The organism is Geodermatophilus sp. Leaf369, assembly GCF_001424455.1.
GTDB lineage: Bacteria > Actinomycetota > Actinomycetes > Mycobacteriales > Geodermatophilaceae > Klenkia.
In genome coordinates, this window is record NZ_LMQA01000001.1 from 1,018,961 (window position 1) to 1,041,538 (window position 22,578).

The window sequence follows — 22,578 nt, forward strand, 5'->3', positions numbered from 1 at the left end:
GGCGAGGGCACCGACGAGGGACGAGAGCAGTAGAGCGCCGAGGAACCACAACGTCCCCGTGCCCAGCCGGCCGGCGGGCCGATCTGGACGGATCGACAACGAGAGCAACACCGCGCCAACCACGACGAGCCCCTTGACCACGATGGTGGGGTCGAGTGCGCCGGAGAAGTAGTCAGCGCGCCGCCAGGCCACCGTCCCGGCCACCAGCAACAGGGCGACCAGGCGTGTGCTCAGACCCATCAAGGCTCGCCCCTGTCGCCGCAGCCGGACCGTCTCGTGGTCAGCGGTGCCGGGTGCGAGGCGTCCGTCCCGGCCACGACACGCCCCGGGATGTCCTGCCCTCGTGTGTCGCCATCAGGACGCTCCCGCCCAGCTGGTGAGCGCGTCAACGGCAGGAGGACCGTCCAGCGGACCGCAGCAGCCGCCAGGAGTGGCCCGGTCGTGAGTGCCAGAGGTGCCCACTGGGCCCCGGATCCGGACGCCGTCAGCAGCAGCAGCACTATCCCGATCGAGACCACCTCCAGGCTGCGCAACGCCAAGACGCGGCGTTGACGACGCAGCACGGAGGCGAGCGAGGCGTACGGGAGGAGCACGGCACTCGCCACTGCGTATGCCGACCACCCCACCACGGGCACGAGGGGGACGAGGTACTCCTCGCCGACCACCCACGGGCCCACGAGCGGCAGCGCCAACGCGGCGACCGCCCCCACCCCGGCCACCGCGAAGCCGAGCAGGGCCGCGGCCCGATCAGCAGACCGGAGGGCACGAGCCGCACCCGCGGGCACGGTCGCGACGAAGTGCGGCAGCAGGAACGTGCCGATGCCCGCGACCAGGATCAGAGTGGGCGCAGCGTAGATGCGGGCCGCCTCCACGGGCCCGTAAGCGGTCGCTCCCACGATGGCGATGGAGGTGAGGCGGACCAGGGTCAGCAGCGTCGGCCGTATCGCCTGCGCCGCCGCCCGCCACGTGCCGAAGGACACCACTGCCGTGATCGAGGGCCGCCGCCACGGCCCCCGAGGACGCTCGGGCGCCGGCAACTGCACCCAGGCGACGACACTGGCTGCGGTCTGTCCGAGAAAGAGCGCGACGATGAAGTCGGACAGAGCCAGGTCACGACCCACGGATGCGACGGCCAGGACACCGAGCGCGACAGCGAGGCTGGTCAGGTCCACTGATGGCAGCCGGCCGAAACGGCCCACGGCCATGAGCAGCCGCCGCAGCGTGTCCTCGATGATGAACACCCCGGTGGCCATCCCGGCCACGATCGACGCCCAGACGGGGAGTGCGTCGGTCGACACCCCGACCGCCGTGGCGCAAGCTCCCGCCACGACCACGACACCCGCCGTACAGACCAGGAGGCCGGCCCGGATCCCCGGGTCGGTCCGGCTGAGGACCGTGAGCGAGTCCCCCACGAGACCGCTGCAGATCGCAGTCGCCAGGACGATCGCGCCGTAGGCCACCGAGAAGGTGGCCAGACCACCTGCGCCGAGTTCCCGCGCCGCGGCGACCTGCAGGACGACCCCGGCCGCGGCCTGGGTGACTTGACCGAGCACCGCTGCGGTCACGCGGCGGCGAAGCAGCCGGACGATCCCCGTGATCACCCTTCCATCGTCCCAGCTCAAGGACCCTGTGGACAGGTGGCCACCCACCTCCCGCCCAGGTGTCCCCCGTCCGGGGGGGCCTGGGCGGGACCGGTGGGTCAGCTGACCGGCGTCACCGAGTACGCGGAGAAGCGCACCGCGACCGAACCCGCCGCACTACCCGACAGGTAGGCCAGGAGTCCGGTCTGGCCAGCGACCTGCAGGGCCGCAGTCGCGTCGGTGCGGGTCACGACTGGAGTCGCCGGCGGGGTGGCGGTGCCGGCAGACACCGTGACGGCCAGCGTCGTGGTACCGGTCCCGGTGATGTCGAACCGGACCGCGAGCGGCGTCCCGGCGGTGTAGGTCAGACCCGGCACGATCACCTCGGACCCGATCAGTGTCTCGCTCGTGGTCCCGGTCAGTCGTGCAGCTGCGACTCCGACCGCGCCGTTGGCGAGGAACCGCACCCGGGCTGCGTACTCCTGGCCGGAGGACCGGCGCCCCGTCACGTACACCGAGGCGGCTCCAGCGGACGGCAGGGAGGAGAGCGTGACCGTCGTCCGCACTGACACGGAGGACCCCGAAGCCGCAGCGATCACCGAGCCGGTGTTCGTGCCCGGTGTGGTCGCGAAGACCGCAGTCCCCGGGGTGACTGACTGCCGTGCCGCACCGGCCGTTGCCGTCCACGCCCCCCCGACGTCGGCCGTCCCGAGACCGCCGGTGGCGGTCCGGTTGAAGGTGTCCGACGCGATGGCCGTCGGCGCCGTAGGAGGAGGCGAGACCACGGTGACCGACGCGGTGGAGTTACCCACGGCACCACCCTGGTCGGTCACCCGCAACGAGACGGTGTAGGTGCCCCCAGTCGCGTAGTCGTGTGTCACGACGGGACCAGTGGCGGTCGTCCCATCACCGAGGTCCCAGGCCCACGAAGCGAGAGGACCCTCGGCGTCGGTGGACGCGGAGCCGTCCACCCGGGCTGACAAGCCGGACACCGAGGAGGCGATCACGGCCACCGGAGCGGCGTTGGGTCGAGCCTGCACGGTCACCTGAGCCGTCGTGCTGGCCGTGGCCCCCCGGTCGTCGGTGACGACCAACGTGACCCTGTACGTCCCGGGCGTTGCGTAGTCGTGAGAGGTGGTGGCACCGGTGCCCGTGGTCCCGTCACCGAAGTCCCACGCCAGCCCGGCGACCTGTCCGTCAGGGTCCGAGGAGGCCGAGGCATCGAAGGTGGCCGACAGGTCAGTCACCGAGGATGTGAACGACGCCGTGGGAGCGGCGTTCGCGGCTGCAACCCCGAGGGCGTGGTGGGCGGCGGCCTGGGCCGCCGTCAGGGCGACGGGGTACACCGCGACGTCGTCGATCGACCCGTTGAAGTAAGGGGCGCCGTCCCACGAACTGTCCCCGCCGACCCGCCAGTAACCGGCGTAACCCTCCGATGCCGTGTTGGGGCTCGTCGTCCCCGCTTGGCCGTCCACGTAGATCCGCATGCCGCCTGAGCCGATCGTGGCCACCACGTGGTGCCAGCGACCGTCGTTGTAACCCGAGGCGCTCGACACGACGTTCAGCTGACCGCTGTACGCGCCGAAGCGAACCGTCCCGTCCGGGCTCAGGTAGACGTGCCGGTCGTAGGAGCTGCTGGTCCCGCTCGACCGGTTGCCGAAGCCGATGATCTTGCCGCCGGCCGTGGACGTCGTCTGGAACCACGCCTCGAGGGAGAACGTCGACGGTCCGGCGACCGCAGTCTGGGTCGCGGCCAGACCGGAGACCCCGTCGAATCGGGCAGCGAGGTCCTGGTCGCTCGCGATGGCGCCCGGTACACCACGGGCCACGCCGGCGTTCACCGTGAGGTCCGACCCTCCGGCAGAGTCGAGAAGGTCACCGGTGGTCTCGTTCAGGCGCCAGTAGTGCTCCGGAGCGTCCGTCAGGACGGCTCGGGAGTAGTCACTGCCCGCGACCCCGCTGCGGACGACCGCGATCACGTGGGTGACGGCGGCGGTCCCCGACCGGGCATCGGTCACCGTGAGCGTCACCCGGTACGAACCCGGTGAGTCGTAGGTGTGGCGGACGTTCGCGCCGTCACCCGTGGTGCCGTCACCGAAGGCCCACGACCAACGGGTGACGGAACCGTCTGGGTCGACGGACGTCGACCCGTCCAGGGACACGGCCAGCCCGGCTGCGGTAGCGGTGAAGGCCGCGGTCGGTGGGGTGTTGAAGGTCGTACCCGTGGCTCCGATCGCGTGGTGCTGACGGACCTGAGTCGGCGTCAACACCGTCGGGTAGACAGCAACCTCGTCGATCCTCCCGGCGAAGTAGTTGGCACCCGCCCAGGTGTTGTCCCCGCCCACCCGCCAAAAGCCGCTGTACGCCTGTGCCCCGGTGGCACCGGTGCGCGTCCCCACGAGCTCACCGTCCACGTACAACGCGACGGCGCCGCTGCCGTACGTGCCGACGACGTGGTGCCAGGTGCCGTCGTTGAGGGCCCCGGGGGTCGTGACGGTCTGCAGGTTGCCGTCGTAGACGCCCATGGTCACGCGGCCCGAGGCGTCCATGTAGACGTGCCGGTCGTAGGAGCCGCTGTCACCGGTGGACGAGCTGCCGAAACCGATGATCTTCCCGCCGGTGGCCGAGGTGGTCTGGAACCAGGCCTCCACGCTGAAGACCTGAGGACCGGTCACCGGGGTCGTCGTGGCAGCCAGGCCGGACGGGGCTCCGGAGAACGAGCCGGACGTGTCCGGGTTCCCGCTGAGTGCACCGGGCGCCCCGAGAGTGACGCCCGAGTCGATGCGGAGGTCGTCGAAGCCGGTCTGGTCGAAGCCGGTGGGAGACCCTGCAGCTTCTCCGAACCGCCAGTAGTGCGAGGGCTGGTCTGCTGTCACCGTCTCGGCGTAGAGGCCGGCAGGTGCCGTGGCCGAGGAGACCGTCACGCTGACGGAGTTGCCGCTGCGGTACTGGTTGCCGAACGGGTCGCGCACATTGACCTTGTAGGTGTACGCCGCTCCCGGGACGGCTGTCCGGTCGACGAACCCGGTGGTGGGCCGCTGCCACCACTGGGACGCGGCGGTGACCGTCCCGAGGACGGTGCTGGGGCGATCGCTCCGGTACACGTCGTAGGTCAGGGTCTGGTTGTCGTAGTCCCACGTGGTCGGCCAGGACAGGCGGACGGCGCCCCCCGGGAGGGCGATCGGGGTGGGCTTCATCGCCGCGTCGTACACGGGGCCGACCTTGTTGGGGGCGATGGCCGGTGCAGCGAAGCGGACCAGCCCCGCCTGTGCGGTGCCGTTGACCCGCGGGAACTCCCCACCGAAGACGACGTACTGGCTGTTGCCGGTGACGGTCCAACCGGCCTGGTACTGCCCGGTCACCGTGCCCGCGCTGAACGCAGGGAACCAGCTGAGCAGCGAGGGAGAGGGCTGGCCGTTGAAGTCCCCTGTCGAGCGGCCGGTCGCAGCCAGGCTGACCGCTGTCCCGAACTTGTTGACCCGCGGGTTCTGCTCGGGGTAGCCGTCGATCGGACCGCAGTTGTGGGCGTGGGTGGCCTGGTACAGAGTCCCGTTGGACGGGAAGCTGGAGTAGGTGTCACCGAGGCAGCTGTTGAACCACACCGGTGCGCCACCATCGACGGCGGCAGCGAAGGCGCCCTCCAGGTTCCCGGGGCCGTAGAAGTCGTAGGCCGTGCCGTAGACGTTCGTTCCGTCGCTGGTCAGGCTGTAGACGGCCGAGTTGATGCCCTGGTTGGTGATCTGCTGGTTCACCGCGAAGGGCAGCGTCGCACCGGTCGTCGCGTCCAGTGCGCCGACGCCGGTGGACTTGACGTTGTTCAGCTGGTCGAAGCGACCTGCGGCCACCACGCGGGTACCGCTTCCTACGACCAGGAGCGCCATGACCTCGGTGCTCGTCTGTGCGTTCTGGGTGGCCGTCTTGCCCGGGTCGTTGTTGCGATCGGTCGGCCCCGCCTGGAGTGTGGGGTTCCAGGGGAGAAGCGCCCCGTTGGAGGCCTGCAAGGCCGCCAGGCGGGCCCGGGCGACGCCACCGACAGTGGCGAAGCTCCCGCCGATGTAGACCTTGGAGTCGGTCACCGCGATGGCGCGGACCTGGCTGCTGACACTCGGTGCGAACCCGGCGATCAGGGCCCCGGTCGTGGCGCTCAGCGCGGCGATCCGGTTGCGCGAGGTGCCGTTCACCGTGGTGAAGTCCCCGCCGACGTAGATGCGAGAACCGTCCGGGGAGGCCGCGAGAGTCAACGCCTGGGCGTTCAAGGAAGGCGCCCACGAGTTGATGAGGACCCCGGTACGGATGTCGTAGGCCAGCAGGTTCCCGCGCGGCGTCTCCTGAGTGCCGGCGGCGGCGCCAGCCGGACGGGCCGAGGTGAAGCGCCCGGCGACGTAGACGGTGTCACCGACGACGACCTGAGCCCAGGCCACGCCGTTGATCTGGACCGTGGGCAGCGCGTCGGCCGCGACGGTGGTCGGAGTGGCAGGCGAGGCCGGGTCCACCGGGGCGGAGTCTGCCCTGGCTGTGCCGGAAGAGATCGTCCCCAGAGCACCCAGGAACAGGAGCAGGGAGAGGAGGCCGGCGACGACGGGCTTGAGTACGTGACGGTGCTGCGTGCTGTCCACGGAGGTCCCCCTCGTCCACCTCCCAGGAACTAGTGCACCCGGACCGGCGAGCGAATACTAAGCGTCACCAAACCCCCGAGGGAACACCTCTCTGGTCCACCATCTGGGTGATTGTCCTGCTCAATGGGCTGACGAGGCGCTGAGTAATCACGCAGAGTGATCGATACGTCGCGGTTCTGGCACGACGGCCGGGTCAGCCTCACGGGCCACCGCACGACCGCTCGTCGAGAGGCCGGCTCCGGTGGTCTGCGATGTCCAGGCCACTGCCGAGACGGACTCGACCCGGTCCACCGTGGTGGACCGGGTCGAGAGAAGGACGAACAGCAGGACGAGCCCGGTCAGACGGCTGGGCCAGTGAAGACCATGTAGGGCGCACCGACCCCGTGGCTGACCTGGACGCTGAAGACCCCTCGCGAGTCGAGCGGAACGGAGAACACGTAGACGCCCTCCGCGCTGGCCCCGGGTTCCAGTGATCCACTGAACACGACGACGGCCGGGTCATCGAGGGGCGATGCAGGGACAGCGTCGGGACCATGGGTGGCCGTCACGGTGACAGAGTCCAGCGCCATTGCGGTCCCGGTGCCGTTGGTCAGCTGCACCGTCACCCGGAGCGCCGGCCCCGCGACGTTGCCGGGCCCGGTGGCCTGCCCGTCCACGGCAGTGAGGTCGACGAGTGCCCCGGTGACGCCATCGCCGGCTGCGCCCTCGTCCTGCAGCCCCACGGGTGGCTGGCTGGGCGGTAGTTGTTCGACCGGGACCGGGGGCACGCCGGGGTCGGTCGTCGCTGCTGCCGTCGGTGCCGCCGAGGTGATCGACGGCACACCGGTCTGCCGGGACCCCGGCGCGCCCGAAGAACTGACGGCACCTTCCGACGACGCTCCGTCGGGCTGGGGCCCGCCGCCGCGCGTGGCCAGGACGGCCACCAGCACGATCACACCGGCAATGACCAGGCCCAGGAGCAGGCGACCGCGTCTGCGGGCGAGCATTGAGTCGACCCTCACCGACCGAGGCCGCGCATCTCGCGGAACCACGTGGGGAGTGCCAGCAGCAGGTAAGCAGTGGTCCCGATCACCAGGAGACCGTAGAGGCCCAGGAAGAGCTCCGGAATCCCCCAGAAGAGGAACACCAGGCACAGGACCCCGTAGTCGGTCGGCGCGACCACCAGCGACCGGACGATGCTCGCACTGGCGCCCGAGCCTGCCGCCCGGGTGACAGCCTCGTGCTGGCTGCGCATCGCCTCGTTGAGCAGCATCGCGAAGAAGAGGACGACCGAGACGACGGCGAAGGCCAGGGGCACCAGCAGCACGACGTCGGAGTCCCAGACGCCGGACCGGTGGAGGCCGATGAGTACCCCCAGGTGCAGAGTCGCGGTCTTCGTTGCGTCGACCATGTGATCGAGCCACTCCCCCGCGGGTGTCCCACCCCCGCGCAACCGGGCCAGTTGTCCATCCGCGGAGTCCAAGGCGTAACCCAGCACGAGCAGGAGACCGATGGCGAGCCCCGTGAGGACAGTGGGGCTGCCGAGGGCGAGCATCGCGATGGCACTGAAGGTGCAGAGCGCACTGACCACCGTCACGCCGTTCGGCGTGGCCCCCATGTGGAAGGCGATCGCGGCGAGGAGACGCCCGAGACGCCGGTTGACGAAGCGCGAGTAGGCCGGGGCCCCCCGGGCACCCTTCTGCACCCCGGCCAGACGCCGGACCGTGTTCGCCACGGTCTCACCGTCGCGCGGACGACGAGCGGCCGTCCTCAGCCCGTCGGCGCTCACGCCGACACCCCGGTACGTCGTCCGCTCGGCCGGGACGAGGGGGACGACCGCCGGGCGAGCCGACGAGCGAGGTCCTCGTAGCCTGCGGCCACCACGTCCCAGTCGTAGTCCTTGGCCAGCTCCCGGGCACGGCGGCCGGCCAGTTCGACCGATGCCGGGTCTGCCTCGGCTCCCTCGATCTGGGCAGTCACGTCGGAGGCCGAACTGAAGTACCGCCCGGCGTCCTGGACCACCTCTCGGTTGAACCCGACGTCGAGCGCTGTCACGGCGGCCCCAGCGCCGATGGCCCGCAGCAGCGACGGGTTCGTGCCGCCGACGGAGTGACCGTGCAGGTAGGTGTAGGAGTGGGCGTAGAGCTGGTCCAGCAGGCGCTGGTCCCAGACGCCACCGAGGAAGCGGACCCGGTCGTCGGCGAGGTCGTGCAGCCGGGCCGTGTACGCGTCGGAGTAGGGAGCTGAACCCACGACGACCAGGGGCTTGGTGGCGCGGCTCCTCCGGTGGCCCTCGATGATCATGTCGACGTGGTTCTCGGGCTCGAAGCGGGCGACCACGAGGTGGTAGCTCCCGGGCAGGAGCCCGACGTCCCCGAGCAGGTCGTCCCCCGGTTCGATGATGGGCGCACCGTAGGCCAGCAACTCGGTCGGAGCCTGGAACTCGGCGCTGTAGTAGTCCGCGATGCCCTGGGCGTCGGCGATCAACGCATCGGACCAACGCACGGCGAGGGCCTCTGCGCCGCGGTAGTAGCGGCGCCCAGCGCCACCCCACTTGGACCGCTTCCACTCCAGGCCGTCGACGTGGGTGGCCACCGGGATCCGGGCGGCCCGCAGCGCCGGCAGCAAGGGCGCGTTCGCCGAGTTGAAGACGAACGCCGCGTCCGTCCGGTGGGCCACCAGGTGTGCGACGGACAGGGCGGAGTGGCTGAGGGTCTCGAGTGACCGCTTGCGCAGCGCCGGCAGGTGGATGAGTTCCATGCCTGCGGTCTTGGCGGGGAGCTCCCCCACCGCGCCCGGTGACGTCCGGCAGTAGACGACGACTCGATGCCCACGCCCGACCAGACGCTGGCCGACCTCCTCCACGGCGGTCTCGAACCCACCGTAGCGAGCGGGGACCCCCCGGGTGCCGACCATGGCGATGCTCAGAGGATCGGGAGACCGTCCGTCGCTCATCAGTAGGCCCCGCTCGTCCCGAGGACGGCGCGGACCGTCTTCCAGATGATGGCCGCATCGCTGGCCAGAGACCAGTTCTCCACGTAGCGCAGGTCCAGGCGCACGGCTTCCTCCCACGCGAGATCACTGCGGCCGCTCACCTGCCACAGGCCGGTGAGACCGGGCTTGACCAGCAGGCGCCGACTCACGGTCCGGTCGTAGCGGGCGACCTCCGCAGGCAGGGGCGGGCGAGGTCCGACAAGGGACATCGAACCGCCGATGACGTTGAACAGCTGCGGCAGTTCATCGAGGGAGAAGCGCCGCAGGAACCTGCCCACGGGGGTGACCCGGGGGTCGGCGCGCATCTTGAACAGCAAGCCCGCCCCCTGGTTGTCCAGGGCCAGGTCGGCGAGCCGCGCGTCGGCGTCGGCCACCATGCTGCGGAACTTGAACATCGTGAACCGGTCGCCCTGCAGCCCGACCCGCTCCTGACGGAAGAACACCGGGCCGGGGCTCGTGAGCCGCACGGTGGCGGCCAGCACGGCCAGCAGCGGGGCCAGCGCCACGACCGTCAGGACGGCGACCGAGCGGTCGACCACGCTCTTGACGACCCTTCGCCAGCCCTCGAACCTGGGCTGCTCCACGGAGAGCAGCGGTAGGCCCTCGAAAGGCCGGATGTGCAACCGGGGGCCGGCAACCTCGATGAGACCGGGGGCCACGAGCAGCTCCACGGGGGCACCCTCCAGCTGCCAAGACAACGCCTGCAGGTACTCGGCTGCGGTCTCCGAGCTGGACGTCACCGCCACGGTGTCGGCCCCGAGACGCTCGGTCATGGCGACCACCTCGTCGAGGCCCCCGACCGGGACCTCGCTGACGGCAGCGACACGACGCTGGTCCGACTCCGTCACGCAGACACCCACGACGACGAGACCCGCGAAGCGCTGACGTTCCAGCCTCTCGACCAGCGACTGCACAGCTCCCCCACGCCCGACGACCACGACGCGCTTGATGCAGCGGCCACGAGCACGGAGCCGGTTCAGCACCAGACGCGAGCACCGCCTGCCGAGGAGAGACATCAAGACCAGCAAGGGAACGGCAAGGGCCACGATCGCCCGACTGAGCTCGAGCTGGAAGGTGTACGAGGTGAACCCCACGGCGGCAGCCAGGACGAGACCCGCACGCAGGACCCGGCGGTACTCGTCGGATCCCGAGCCCAGGTCTCGCTCTGCATAGGCGCCGCTGGCGGCCAGGACCGCCGGCCAGGCAGGGACGAGGGCCAGCAGAGCCCAGCCCAGAGGGGCGGCCCACTCGCCGGCGCCCAGCCCCAGGAACGAGAGGCCGGCGACGCCACCCGCGAGGAGGACGTCCCCGGTCAGGAGCCCCCGCTTGTAGGACCGGGTCCACGAGACCCGGGGACGAACCCCGACGCGGGGGGCAACGGGGACGTCTCGGAATGCACGCAACGTGACGAACGTGCGGTCCACACGGCTTGTGACGGGCCTGTCCACGAGCATCTGCGTCTTCCCCCGACTTCTCACCGTGAGTAGCCGTTCGGATACGAATGCTCATTCGTGCGGCACCCGTCTGCGGGTAACCGCTTCACCGTCGGCCCTTCACCGAGGAACAATCACAGTGCGTGATCAGCGCGTCAAGACCGTCATGCCCCGTTCACCCTTTGGTGCTGGCCCCGCCATCCCCCCTTCGGGTGACTGTGAGTCAGGTGCGGGGGTGCACCACGTTCTGCGCGGCCTCCAGGCCCTTCTCCAGGAGCAGCTCGGTGGCGTCGGCGGCCTCGCCGATCAGCAGCTCGAGGGTCTTCCGCTCGGTGGCCGAGAAGTCCTTGAGCACGAAGTCGGCGGGGTCCTGGCGCCCGGGCGGGCGGCCGATGCCCACCCGCACCCGCAGATAGTCCCTGGTCCCGGTCGACCGGGAGATCGAGCGCAGGCCGTTGTGGCCGCCCTCTCCCCCGCCGCGCTTGAGCCGGACGACGTCGAAGTCCAGGTCGAGCTCGTCGTGCACCACGACCAGGCAGGTGGGGTCGATCGAGTGGTAGCCGAGCAGGCCCTGCACCGGGCCGCCGGACTCGTTCATGTACGTCGTGGGCTGGGCCAGCACGACCCGTCGTCCGGCCAGTCGTCCGTCTCCGGAGAGCGACCGCGCCCGCGGGCCCTTGCCCGGGGTGAGCTTCGTGCCGGCCCGGGCGGCGAGCTCGGCCAGCACCATGGCGCCGACGTTGTGCCGGTTGCCGGCGTAGCCGGGTCCGGGGTTGCCCAGCCCGACGAGCAGGAAGGGGCCCTCGGGCGGACGGGGGGGAGACGCCGCAGGGGCGCCGGCGGTGCCGGCGCCCCTGCGGGTCGTGCTCTCGGTCAAGAGACCGCTCAGTTGTCCGCGGAGTTGCTGGCGGCGTCCATCGACTCGCCGCTGCCCTGGTCGGAGGGCTCCGGGACGACGTCGCCGTCGGCGTCGGACTCGTCGCGCTCGATGCCGGCCTCGGCCTCGGCCTCGGCGAGCTCGGCCTCGAGGGCCTCGGCGGTCGGGGCGGCCAGGAAGCCGATGACCTGGGCCTCGGGGTCGGTGAGGAGCTCGGCGCCCTCGGGCAGGGTCAGGTCGGCGGCGGAGATGCCCTCGCCGGCCGCGCGGCCCTCGATGTCGACCTCGATGGTCTCGGGGATGGAGGTGGCGGGCACCTCGATCGAGACGGTGTTGAGCTCGAAGTTGATGATCGTCTCGGGGGCGACGTCACCGGTGGTGGTGATCGGGATGTCGACGGTGACCTTCTCGCCACGACGGACGATGAGCAGGTCGACGTGCTCGTGGACCCGGGTCAGCGGGTCGCGCTGGATGGACTTGGTCAGCGCGAGGTGCTCGGTGCCCTCGAGGGTGACGGTCAGCAGCACGTTGGTGCCGCCGTTGCGCAGCGCGGCAGCGAACTCGCGGGCGGGCAGCGAGAGGTGCTGGACGGCCTGGCCGTGCCCGTAGAGGACGGCGGGGACGCGGCCAGCGCGACGGGTGCGGCGGGCGCTGCCCTTGCCGAACTCGGTGCGGGTCTCGGCGTCGAGGCGGAAGTCGGCCACGGTGGTGTGCTCCTTGCAGGTCGGGGTCTCATCGCCGGCGCGGACGCGGCACACCCGAGGGCACACGCACGTCGATCACGGAGAGCGGACCCGGTCCGCCTCCCTCGCCGGGCAACAGGAGCCAGGTTACACACCCCACGGACCCCGACGAGGAGGGCGCTCCTCGTCGGGGACGCGCGCGGTCTAGGAAGCGCCGTCGAAGAGACTCGTCACCGAGCCGTCCTCGAAGACCTCCTTGATGGCGCGGGCCAGCAGGGGGGCGATGGAGAGCACGGTGAGCTTGTCGAAGCGCTGGTCGTCGGCGATGGGCAGCGTGTTGGTGATGAGCACCTCGCTGACCCGGCTGTTCTTGAGCCGGTCGACGGCGGGCCCGGAGAGCACGCCGTGGGTCGCGGCGATGACGACGTCGGCGGCACCCTCGGCGAACAGCGTCTCGGCGGCCTTCGTGATCGTCCCGCCGGTGTCGATCATGTCGTCGACGAGCACGCAGACCCGGCCGCGGACCTCACCGACGACGCGGTTGGCCACTACCTCGTTGGGCCGGGTGACGTCGCGGGTCTTGTGGATGAAGGCCAGCGGGGTGCCGCCGAGCTTGTCCGACCAGCGCTCGGAGACCCGGACGCGGCCGGAGTCGGGCGAGACGACGGTGAGGTCGCGGCCACCCCACTTGCGCTTGACCTCCTCGATGAGCAGGTCCATCGCGAAGAGGTGGTCGACGGGGCCGTCGAAGAAGCCCTGGATCTGCGCGGTGTGCAGGTCGACGGACATGAGGCGGTGCGCGCCGGCGGTCTTGAACATGTCGGCGACCAGGCGGGCGGAGATGGGCTCGCGGCCGCGGTGCTTCTTGTCCTGCCGGGCGTAGGGGAAGAACGGCGCGACGACGGTGATCCGCTTGGCCGAGGCGCGCTTGAGCGCGTCGACCATGATCAGCTGCTCCATGAGCCAGGTGTTGATCGGCGCGGTGTGGCTCTGCACGACGAAGGCGTCCGAGCCGCGGACGGACTCCTCGAAGCGGACGAAGAGCTCCCCGTTGGCGAACTCGTAGCTCGAGGTCGGCGTGGGCGCGACGCCGAGGTGGCCACCGATCTCCTCGGCGAGCTCCGGGTAGGCGCGGCCGGAGAAGAGCATCAGGTTCTTGGTGGGCGTCTGGCTGATCGAGCTCATGACTGAGGCCCCTGCTGGTCGTCGGCCGGTGGTGGGGTGCTGCTGGCAGCGGCTGCGTCGGCCGCGGGCGTCCCGGGACGGCGGCGGCCGACCCAGCCTGCCACATTCCGCTGCTTGGCCCGGGCCACGCCCATGGCCCCCGCGGGGACGTCGTCGGTGATCACCGAGCCGGCGGCGGTGTAGGCGCCGTCGCCCACGGTGACCGGGGCCACGAACATGTTGTCGGCGCCGGTGCGGGCGTGGCTGCCGATCGTGGTGTGGTGCTTGGCGACCCCGTCGTAGTTCACGAACACGGTGGCGGCACCGATGTTGGTGCCCTCGCCGATCGTGGCGTCCCCGACGTAGGACAGGTGCGGGATCTTCGAGCCCTCCCCGAGGGAGGCGTTCTTGGTCTCCACGAAGGTGCCCACCTTCGAGCCGCGGGCGAGCCTCGTGCCCGGACGCAGGTAGGCGAAGGGCCCCACGGAGACGTCCGGGCCGACGACGGCGAGCTCGGCGTGCGTGCGGACGACGCGGGCGCCCTCCCCCACCTCGCAGTCGGTGAGCGTGGTGTCCGGTCCGACGACGGCGCCGGTGGCCACCACGGTGGCGCCCAGCAGCTGGGTCCCGGGCTGCAGGACGGCGTCGGCGGCGACCTCGACGGTGACGTCGACCCAGGTGGTGTCGGGGTCGACCACGGTGACCCCGGCGCGCATGAGGTCGTCGAGGACGCGGTCGTTGAGGGTGCGGCGGCGGGCGGCGAGCTCGCGCTGGTCGTTGCAGCCCAGGGTGTCGGCGGCGTCGGCGGCGCGGTGACCGCCCACCGGGCGTCCGTCCCCGACCAGCAGGCCGAGGACGTCGGTGAGGTACTGCTCGCCCTGGTCGTTGGCCGCGCCGACCCGGGTGAGGGCCTCGCGCACGCTGGCTGCGTCCCCCACGTAGACCCCGGCGTTGACCTCGGTGATGGCCCGCTGCTCGTCGGTGGCGTCCCGCTCCTCGACGATGGCGGTGACCCGGCCCTGCTCGTCGCGCACGATCCGGCCCAGGCCGGTGGGGTCGGGCACGGTCGCGGTGAGCACGGTCAGCAGGTCCCCGGCGGCGCGGTGCGCCTCGACCAGGGCCTGCACCGTGCTGGTGCGCAGCAACGGGGCGTCGCCGTTGACGATGAGCACGGCACCGCTGAGGCCGGGGACGGCGTCCAGGGCGACCGCGGCAGCGTGCCCGGAGCCGTTCTGCTGCTCCTGGACGACCGGCAGCGCGAGCGGTGCGATCTGGGCCAGGTGGGCGGTGACGGCCTCCCGGCCGGACCCGACGACGACGACGGTCTGCTCAGCGCCCAGCGGGGCCGCGGCGGCCAGCACGTGCCCGAGCATCGACCGCCCGCCGAGGGGGTGCAGCACCTTGGGGGTGCCGGACCTCATCCGGCTGCCCTGTCCGGCGGCGAGGACGACGACGGCGCTCACGAGCGACCCGCCGGGTGCGGACGGGACGAGGGGCTCGGACAAGCGGTTTCCTCCACGGGCGGGACGACGGTCTGACCAGCTGGGGGACTCGGACTCGAACCGAGACTGCACGGCTCCAAAGGCCGGCGGGCTGCCGATTACCCCATCCCCCACCGCTCCGGGCACGCCCGGGAGGCAGGGCCCGAGCCTAGGGCGCCGGGTCCGCGGGGGCGAGCACGGGCACCGGGGTCAGCCGACCAGGCGCGCACCGGGCACGGGCCCGTGCACGACGCGCAGCGCGCGGAACAGCCCGGTGTGCGCGAGCGCGTCGGCCAGCGCCTGCGCCGCCTCGGCGTCGGTGGCCAGCCCGGCGACGGTCGGTCCCGAGCCGCTGACGAGCGACCCGAGCGCACCGGCGGCAGTCATCGCGTCCAGGGCGCCGCGCAGGTCCGGGCGCAGGGCGAGCGCCGGGGCCTGCAGGTCGTTGGCCAGGGCGGCACCCAGGGCGGCCGGGTCGCCGCCGAGGGCCGCGACGATGTCGTCGGGGGCGCCTGCGGTCGAGGCGGCCGGCAGCTCCCCAGCGGCGCGCAGCCGGTCGAGCTCGGCGTAGACCGACGGGGTGGACAGGCCCTCCCCGGCGATCCCCAGCACCCAGTCGGTGCGGCGTCGGGCGAGCACCGGGGAGAGCTGCTCCCCCCGGCCCGTGCCCACCGCCGTCCCCCCGAGCAGGCTGAACGGCACGTCGCTGCCCAGCTGGGCGGCGAGGCCGGCGAGGTCACCGCGGGTGGCGTGGGTGCCCCACAGCGCGTCGAGGGCGACCAGGGCGGCGGCCGCGTCGGCCGAGCCCCCGGCCAGGCCCGCGGCGGCGGGGATCGACTTGTCCACGTGCAGCGCGGCGTCGGCGGCGACCCCGGCGTGCCGGGCCAGCAGCTCGGCGGCCTGCCAGACCAGGTTGCGGGAGTCGGTGGGCACCGCGCCGTCGGTGGCGCCCTCGCCGGACACCGTCAGCGAGAGCCCCTCGTCGGGCCACGCCGTCACCGAGTCGTACAGCGAGACGGCGAGGAACACCGTGGTCAGCTCGTGGAACCGGTCCTCGCGCAAGGGTCCGACGCCGAGGTGCACGTTGACCTTGGCGGGGGCGTGCGCGGTGACCGAGCCGTCCCCGGAGATCCGTCCGGGCCCACCGGAGGTCGCGTTCGCCACGCCGGTCAGCCTGCCGGGACGGGGTCGGTGGCGGCCAGCCGGGCGAAGTCGGTGACCGAGAGCCGCTCGCCGCGCCAGGTGGGGTCGATGCCCGCGGCCCGCAGCCGGGTCTCCGCGGCGGCCGGGCTCCCGGCCCAGCCGGCGAGCGCTGCCCGCAGGCCCTTGCGGCGGGTGGCGAACGCGGCGTCCACGGCGACGAAGGTGGCCGCACGGTCACCGGCGGGCGGTTCGCGGCGGACCAGCTGGACCAGCCCGGAGTCGACGTTGGGGACCGGCCAGAACACCGGCCGGCCGACGGCTCCGGCGCGCTTGACGTCGGCGTACCAGGCGGCCTTGACGCTGGGCACGCCGTAGGCGTCGCTGCCCGGCTTCGCGGCCAGCCGGTCGGCGACCTCGAGCTGCACCAGCACCAGCGCCGTCCGGATGGTCGGCAGGCGCTCCAGGAGGTGCAGGAGCACCGGCACCGAGATGTTGTAGGGCAGGTTCGCCACCAGCGCGGTGGGCGCCGGTCCGGGCAGCTCGGTGAGCCGCAGCGCGTCGGCGGTGACCACGCTGAGCCGGTCGGCCAGGTGCGGGGTGCGCTCGGCGACGGTGGTCGGCAGCAGGTCGGCCAGCCGGGGGTCGATCTCCACGGCGGTGACGTGGGCGGCGGCCGACAGCAGGCCCAGGGTCAGCGAACCCAGGCCGGGGCCGACCTCCAGGACGACGTCGTCCGGGCGCAGGTCGGCGGTCCGCACGATCCGGCGGATGGTGTTCGCGTCGTGCAGGAAGTTCTGCCCGAGCTGCTTGGTCGGACGCAGGTCGAGCTGCTGGGCCAGGCTGCGGATCGCAGCCGGGCCCAGCAGCCCGTCGCCGACGTCGGGGGTGGCGCTCAGCGGGTGACCGTTACAGCAGACGGCCGCAGGACGGCCACGGCGAGGCACCGCGCGCGGCGTAGGTGCGCTCGCCGACGGCGATCTGCTGCTCGCGGGTGGCCAGGTCCGGCCTCGACGCGAAGTCCTGACCGCCGTAGGCGTTCCAGGTGCTGATGTTGTACTGCAGGCCGCCGTAGTAGCCGTTGCCGGTGTTGATCGACCAGTTGCCGCCGGCCTCGCACCGCGCCAGGGCGTCCCAGTCCAGGCCACCGCTGGACGCCGGCGGGGCGGCACCGGTGTTGCCGCCACCGGAGCTGCTGGTGGAGGAGGACGACGGGGCCGCTGCGGGGGCCGGGGCCTCCATCGTGCCGACGCTGACCTGCTCGGCGACCGGCTCCCGGGTGACGGTGTCGCTGGCCACGACGCGCCCGGTCTCGACACCGTCGGTGACGGTCACGGTGTAGGTGACGGTGCGCTCGCCGGCGACGCCCTCGGTGGTGACCGTCTCGTCACCCTCGGGGGAGGCCGGGTCCTCGGTCTCGACGGTCTCGAACTCGATCGGCTGGGTCTCGGTGACCTCGCTGACCTGCACCCGGAACACCTGCAGGACCATCCGGTCCATCAGCGGGGTGGTCGGGTAGAGCGTCATGCGGTCGGTCTCGCCGAGGGTGAGGCCCTGCTCGGTCAGCAGGTCCCCGGCGGTCGCCGAGGTGGTGGTGATGCTCTGCGTCGCACCGTCGGCGACCACGGTGATGGTCTTGGGCGTGGTGACCTCCAGGGCCATCCCGTCCAGCGGCAGGCGCTCGCTGCGCGAGGCCGAGAGCACGTAGCCCTCCTCACGCATGCCGAGCTGGTCCAGTGCCTCGTCCACCGACAGGGCGGTGGTGGTGACCTCGCGGCTCACGCCGTCGACGGTCAGCTGCAGCGGACGCGCGCGGTTCAGCACGACGGTGTCGCCGTCGTCCACGGCGGCGTCGGTGCCGGGCAGGACCACGTCGTCGGCGGAGACCTGCAGGCCCTCGTCGGAGAGCAGCTCCCCCGCGGTGGCGGCGTAGGTGTCGACCTCGCGGGACTCGCCGTCCACGGTCAGGGTCACCGACTTCTGGGCCAGCACGTAGGCGAACGAGCCGCCGAGGAGGCCCACGAGCACGAGGGCGAACAGGGAGAGCTTCAGGGAACGGCGCACAACACATCCACGGGTCACGGGGCCCGGGCAGGGGAACTCCGGACGGCAGGCGGCACGGACACCGTGGGGACGGCGGCCGCGTCTGACTGTGTCCGACGGGAGCGTCCGGGGGTCTCCCGAGGCGCCGTCCGAGGTGTTCCCCACCCCGACTGGTCGGTCACGACACGATAACGAACCTGGAACGGAAGGCAATGGTGCGACAGCAGGAAAGCAGGTCGACGAATCGACTCACAGTCGCCACGCCGACACCACGCGTCACGACCGCGCAGGTGACGGGCGGGGTGGGTGGGACCAGACGGGCGCTGCCCGTGTGAGCAGACCCACGGTGTGGATCCGCGCTCAGCCGGCGAGCGCGGGCTCGGTGTGCCGCACCGGCTTCAGCCAGGTGAAGAGGAACACGGCCACGGCGAGGCCGGCGGTGAGGGCGGAGAAGCCGCCGGCCACCAGCGCCACCGGGAGCAGGTCGATGCCGTCGGTGGGGCGGTCGCCCAGGCCGAGACCCGCGACCAGCAGGAGCACGCCCAGCGGCAGCAGCGCCAGCACGCTCACCGCGGCGGTGACCAGGTGCGCCGTCCAGGTCCGCAGCGCCTCGTCGACCGGGACGTCGGCACCCTCGGCGGGCAGCGGGCGGACCAGGACCCGCAGCAGCGCGGTCTCGGCCAGCAGCCACACGACCACCGGCACGCCGACGGCGACCGCGGCGACGGGCCCGTCCAGGTCCCCGGACCGCCAGAGGGCACCGGCCGCGAGGACCTCACCGAGCACGGCGGCCCGCATCGCCCACAGCAGCCAGGGCGAGACCTGCTCGGACCGCCGGGGCCGGCGCGCCGGGGAGGACACCGCCCAGCGTGGGCGGGGGCGGGTGGCCTCGGCCAGGACGACACCGGCCAGCAGGCCGACGACCAGGGCGGGCAGCCACAGGAAGACCGACGCCTCGGCGAACAGGACCACGCTGGCGATCACGGCGACGAGCCCCAGGCCGAACCCGAGCTGGCGCACCCGGCGGCCGTGCCGGGCCTGCCGGGCGAGCACCGCGGCACCGGCCTCGGACGGCGGCACGAGCTCGACGCCCCCACCGGCCACGGCCCGCCGGTCGGCCGCACGCGCCCAGCCACGGGCGAGGAGCCCGGCGGGCACCATCACGGCGATGAACAGCACGACGGCGATGAGGCGACCCACGCCGTCAGTGTCCCCCTGCGCGCCACCCCACCGCCACGGCGAGGTCCCTTCACCACTGCCCGAACACACGCTCCGCGGTGGTCGTGAGGGCCTGACACAGCCGGTCGAGCTCGACCCCGGTGGTCTCGGCCAGCGCCCGCACGGTCAGCGGGACCAGCCGGGAGCCGTTGGGGCGGCCGCGGTGCGGGACCGGGGTGAGGAACGGGCTGTCGGTCTCCACGAGCAGCTGGTCCAGCGGGGCCAGGGCCGCGGCCTCCCGCAGGTTGCCGGCGTTGGCGAACGTCAGCGTGCCGGCGAAGGAGAGCACGGCCCCCCGGTCCAGGCACTGCCGGGCGAAGGCGGCGTCCCCGGAGAAGCAGTGGAAGACGGTGTGCTCGGGCAGGCCCTCGTCGTCGAGCACCCGGAGCACCTCGGCGTGGGCGTCCCGGTCGTGGATGACCAGCGCGATGCCGTGCCGCTTGGCGATCCCGATGTGCGCCCGGAACGAGGCCTCCTGCGCCGCCCACCCCTCGGGTCCGGTGCGGAACCGGTCCAGGCCGGTCTCCCCCACCGCCCGCACCCGGGGCAGCGCGGCCAGCCGGTCGATCTCGGCCAGCGCCTCGTCGGTGGCGGCGCCGGCCCCGGCCTCGTTGGGGTGCAGCGCGACGGCGGCCAGCACCGAAGGGTGCCGGGCGGCCAGCGCGGCCGACCACTGCGAGCTGGCCACGTCCACCCCGACCTGCACCAGCTTCGGGATGCCGACGGCGGCCGCGGCGGCGATCTCGGCGTCCACCTCGGCCTCGGTGGGCAGCCGCTCCTCCCCGCCGACGGCGATGTCGAGGTGGGTGTGGCTGTCCAGCGCCGGGGAGGGCAACGCCTCCGGCGACGGCGGCGGCTCACCGCGCCTGTTCGCCCGCGAGGACGCCGAGCGGCTCACTCCCCCGCCTCGAACCGGGCCAGCTCCTCCTCCACGATGGAGGGGTCGAGCTTGGCGAAGACCGGCTTCGGCGGCGCCAGCGGGGTCCCCGGCACGACCGGGGTGGACGCCCAGACGGCCTGCCCCTGGTCGTAGTCGCCGGTGATGATCGGGTACGGCGACCCGTCGTCGAGGTCGGTGACCTCCTCGATGCGCGGCTGCACCGACCAGGTGCCCTCGCCACCGAGCAGCTCGTGCACCTGCTGGGCCGAGTGCGGCAGGAACGGCGACAGCAGCGCGTTGCAGTCCTTGATCGCCTGGAGGGCGGTGAACAGCACCGAGTCCCGGCGGGCCGGGTCCTCCTTGAGCTTCCACGGCGCCTGGTCGGACAGGTACTTGTTGGCCTCGCCGACCACCCGCATCGCCTCGTTGACGGCGGCCTTCTGCCGGTTGCGCGCCAGCAGCTCACCGACCGGGCCGAACGCCCCGGACGTGGTGGCCAGCAGCGCCCGGTCGGCGTCGGTGAGCTCGCCCGGCTGCGGCACGGCCCCGACGTTCTTGGCCGCCATCGAGATCGACCGGTTGACCAGGTTGCCCCAGCCGGCGACGAGCTCGTCGTTGTTGCGGCGCAGGAACTCCGCCCAGGTGAAGTCGGTGTCCTGGTTCTCCGGACCGGCGACGGCGATGAAGTAGCGCAACGCGTCGGGGTCGTAGCGGGCCAGGAAGTCCCTCACGTAGATGACGACGCGGCGCGAGGAGGAGAACTTCTTGCCCTCCATGGTCAGGAACTCGCTCGACACCACCTCGGTGGGCAGGTTCAGCCGACCGTAGGAGCCCGGCGTCCCGCCCTTGGCGGCCTCGCCGTTGTACCCCAGGAGCTGGGCTGGCCAGATCTCGGAGTGGAAGACGATGTTGTCCTTGCCCATGAAGTAGTAGGCGTCGGAGTCCGGGGTCTGCCACCACTGGCGCCACGCCTCGGGGTCACCCGAGCGGCGGGCCCACTCGATGGACGCCGACAGGTAACCCACGACGGCGTCGAACCAGACGTAGATCCGCTTGTCGTCGCGGTCGCGCCAGTCGTCGAGGGGGACGCGCACACCCCAGTCGATGTCGCGGGTGTAGCTGCGCGGCTTGAGGTCCTCGAGCAGGTTGACGCTGAAGTTCAGCACGTTCGGGCGCCAGCTCTTGCGGGTTCCGAGCCAGTCGCCGAGGGCCTTGGCGAAGGCCGGCAGGTCGAGGAACCAGTGCTCGCTCTCCACGAACCTCGGCGTCTCGCCGTTGATCTTGCTGACCGGGTTCACCAGGTCGATCGGGTCGAGCTGGTTGCCGCAGTTGTCGCACTGGTCCCCGCGGGCGCCGTCGTAGCCGCAGATCGGGCAGGTGCCCTCGATGTAGCGGTCGGGCAGCGTGCGCCCGGTCGACGGGCTGATCGCGCCCAGCGTGGTCTGCGGGAAGACGTAGCCGTTCTTCAGCAGGCCGGTGAAGATCTCCTGGCTGACGGCGGCGTGGTTGGCCGTCGTCGTCCGGGTGAAGAGGTCGTAGCTCAGCCCCAGGCCGGTCAGGTCACCGACGATGACCCGGTTGTTCCGGTCGGCGATCTCCCGCGGGGTGACCCCCTCGGCGTCGGCGGCGACCGTGATCGGGGTGCCGTGCTCGTCGGTGCCGCTGACCATCAGCACCCGGTCCCCGGCCATCCGGTGGTACCGGCTGAAGACGTCGGAGGGGACGCCGAAGCCCGAGACGTGCCCGATGTGTCTCGGGCCGTTCGCGTAGGGCCAGGCGACTGCGGTCAGGATGTGCCGATCACTCACGGCACGAGACTACGGAGCGCTGTCCACCGTGATCGTCGCCGTCCCGTCGGCCGTCGGCGGACCGGTCAGCGCGACCGCGGTGAGCACCGCGGCGATCGCCAGCAGGGTCGCGACCCGCACCCGCGGGTGCGCCGCCGGCGTGCGCACGGCCTGTGGACGACGGGCGGCGGCCCCGCTCCAGGCCTGGGCGGACGGCGTCGTCGCCAGCAGCAGCTTGCCCAGCGGGACGGCGAGGGCGAGCAGCACCAGGGCCGGTACCGGGACGGCGAACGCCCCGGCCGGCACGTGCCGGACGCCGTCCCCGTCGAACCCGAGGGTCAGTCCCCCGACCACCAGCACGCCCAGCTCGCCGAGCGCCACCGCGACCAGCAACCGGCCGCCGCTGCCGTCGACCAGCCCGGCGCCACCGCCGGCGGCCAGCACGACCCAGCCGGCCAGGGCCACGAGGGTGACCACGACCAGTCCGACCGGGGGCCGCAGTCCGCTGCCCCACAGCCCGTCCAGCGAGGTGAGCCCCACCGCGAGCAGCCCGACGGCCTCCAGCACCGCGAGGGACCCCGCGGCGACGGCGGTGACCGGCGGGCGTCGCCGTCCCCGGCCGGAGACCAGCACGCGCGCGAACGCGACGGTGTCGTCGAGGGCGACGGTGCTGGACAACGGGACTCCCTGGCCGGTGACGGGC

17 protein-coding genes and 1 tRNA gene are annotated in these 22,578 nt (G+C 72.4%); all 18 read right to left on the minus strand.

The genetic code is table 11. The features are described 5' to 3' along the window. Positions 1-239 precede the first annotated feature (239 nt). The 18 genes from ASG36_RS05110 to ASG36_RS05195 all read right to left on the minus strand — a co-directional run bounded on the left by ASG36_RS05110 (position 240) and on the right by ASG36_RS05195 (position 22,553). Positions 240-1,601, minus strand: a complete 1,362-nt coding sequence (locus ASG36_RS05110; protein ID WP_200944331.1) for a hypothetical protein — start codon at positions 1,599-1,601, stop codon at positions 240-242. A 98-nt stretch (positions 1,602-1,699) separates the two neighbouring features. Next, positions 1,700-6,073, minus strand: a complete 4,374-nt coding sequence (locus tag ASG36_RS05115) for a PKD domain-containing protein (RefSeq protein WP_235494589.1) — start codon at positions 6,071-6,073, stop codon at positions 1,700-1,702. A 461-nt stretch (positions 6,074-6,534) separates the two neighbouring features. Further along, on the minus strand, positions 6,535-7,182 hold the full coding sequence (locus ASG36_RS05120; RefSeq protein WP_157498572.1) for a hypothetical protein: 648 nt from the start codon (positions 7,180-7,182) through the stop codon (positions 6,535-6,537). A gap of 11 nt (positions 7,183-7,193) precedes the next feature. Continuing rightward, positions 7,194-7,964 (minus strand): CDP-alcohol phosphatidyltransferase family protein, encoded by a 771-nt coding sequence (locus ASG36_RS05125; RefSeq protein WP_235494591.1) that lies wholly within the window; start codon positions 7,962-7,964, stop codon positions 7,194-7,196. Then, positions 7,961-9,130, minus strand: a complete 1,170-nt coding sequence (locus tag ASG36_RS05130) for a DUF1972 domain-containing protein (RefSeq protein WP_055760263.1) — start codon at positions 9,128-9,130, stop codon at positions 7,961-7,963. Before ASG36_RS05130 ends, ASG36_RS05125 begins: the two co-directional genes overlap by 4 nt. Then, a complete protein-coding gene (locus ASG36_RS05135; protein ID WP_055762492.1) occupies positions 9,130-10,623 on the minus strand; it encodes a sugar transferase in 1,494 nt (497 codons plus the stop codon). The genes ASG36_RS05130 and ASG36_RS05135 overlap by 1 nt, the downstream gene beginning before the upstream one ends. A gap of 202 nt (positions 10,624-10,825) precedes the next feature. After that, on the minus strand, positions 10,826-11,479 hold the full coding sequence (gene pth, locus ASG36_RS05140; RefSeq protein ID WP_235494595.1) for an aminoacyl-tRNA hydrolase: 654 nt from the start codon (positions 11,477-11,479) through the stop codon (positions 10,826-10,828). 8 nt (positions 11,480-11,487) lie between these two features. Beyond that, positions 11,488-12,183 carry a 50S ribosomal protein L25/general stress protein Ctc gene (locus ASG36_RS05145; protein WP_055762497.1) on the minus strand — a complete coding sequence of 232 codons (696 nt, stop codon included), beginning with the start codon at positions 12,181-12,183 and terminating at the stop codon, positions 11,488-11,490. Between the two features lie 183 nt (positions 12,184-12,366). Beyond that, a complete protein-coding gene (locus ASG36_RS05150) occupies positions 12,367-13,347 on the minus strand; it encodes a ribose-phosphate diphosphokinase (RefSeq protein ID WP_055760266.1) in 981 nt (326 codons plus the stop codon). After that, complete coding sequence (glmU, locus tag ASG36_RS05155) at positions 13,344-14,789, minus strand: bifunctional UDP-N-acetylglucosamine diphosphorylase/glucosamine-1-phosphate N-acetyltransferase GlmU (protein ID WP_255354604.1); 1,446 nt, start codon at positions 14,787-14,789, stop codon at positions 13,344-13,346. The genes ASG36_RS05150 and glmU overlap by 4 nt, the downstream gene beginning before the upstream one ends. Positions 14,790-14,868: 79 nt before the next feature. Next, a tRNA-Gln gene (locus ASG36_RS05160) sits at positions 14,869-14,941 on the minus strand. A gap of 76 nt (positions 14,942-15,017) precedes the next feature. Then, a complete protein-coding gene (locus tag ASG36_RS05165; protein WP_082522795.1) occupies positions 15,018-15,971 on the minus strand; it encodes a 4-(cytidine 5'-diphospho)-2-C-methyl-D-erythritol kinase in 954 nt (317 codons plus the stop codon). A 5-nt stretch (positions 15,972-15,976) separates the two neighbouring features. Continuing rightward, positions 15,977-16,894: a 16S rRNA (adenine(1518)-N(6)/adenine(1519)-N(6))-dimethyltransferase RsmA gene (gene rsmA, locus ASG36_RS05170; protein WP_235494597.1), complete on the minus strand. Its 918-nt coding sequence runs from the start codon at positions 16,892-16,894 to the stop codon at positions 15,977-15,979. Continuing rightward, the gene (locus ASG36_RS22965) at positions 16,857-18,011 is read right to left on the minus strand and encodes a resuscitation-promoting factor (protein WP_055760269.1); all 1,155 of its coding nucleotides are present in this window, start codon (positions 18,009-18,011) and stop codon (positions 16,857-16,859) included. Before ASG36_RS22965 ends, rsmA begins: the two co-directional genes overlap by 38 nt. A gap of 339 nt (positions 18,012-18,350) precedes the next feature. Continuing rightward, positions 18,351-19,190, minus strand: a complete 840-nt coding sequence (locus ASG36_RS05180) for a hypothetical protein (RefSeq protein ID WP_055760272.1) — start codon at positions 19,188-19,190, stop codon at positions 18,351-18,353. A gap of 49 nt (positions 19,191-19,239) precedes the next feature. Further along, complete coding sequence (locus tag ASG36_RS05185) at positions 19,240-20,106, minus strand: TatD family hydrolase (protein ID WP_055760275.1); 867 nt, start codon at positions 20,104-20,106, stop codon at positions 19,240-19,242. Then, entirely contained in the window at positions 20,103-21,896 is a 1,794-nt protein-coding gene (gene metG, locus ASG36_RS05190; protein ID WP_055760278.1) for a methionine--tRNA ligase, read from the minus strand. Before metG ends, ASG36_RS05185 begins: the two co-directional genes overlap by 4 nt. Before the next feature lie 9 nt (positions 21,897-21,905). Then, a complete protein-coding gene (locus ASG36_RS05195; protein ID WP_055760281.1) occupies positions 21,906-22,553 on the minus strand; it encodes a hypothetical protein in 648 nt (215 codons plus the stop codon). Between the last annotated feature and the right edge of the window lie 25 nt (positions 22,554-22,578).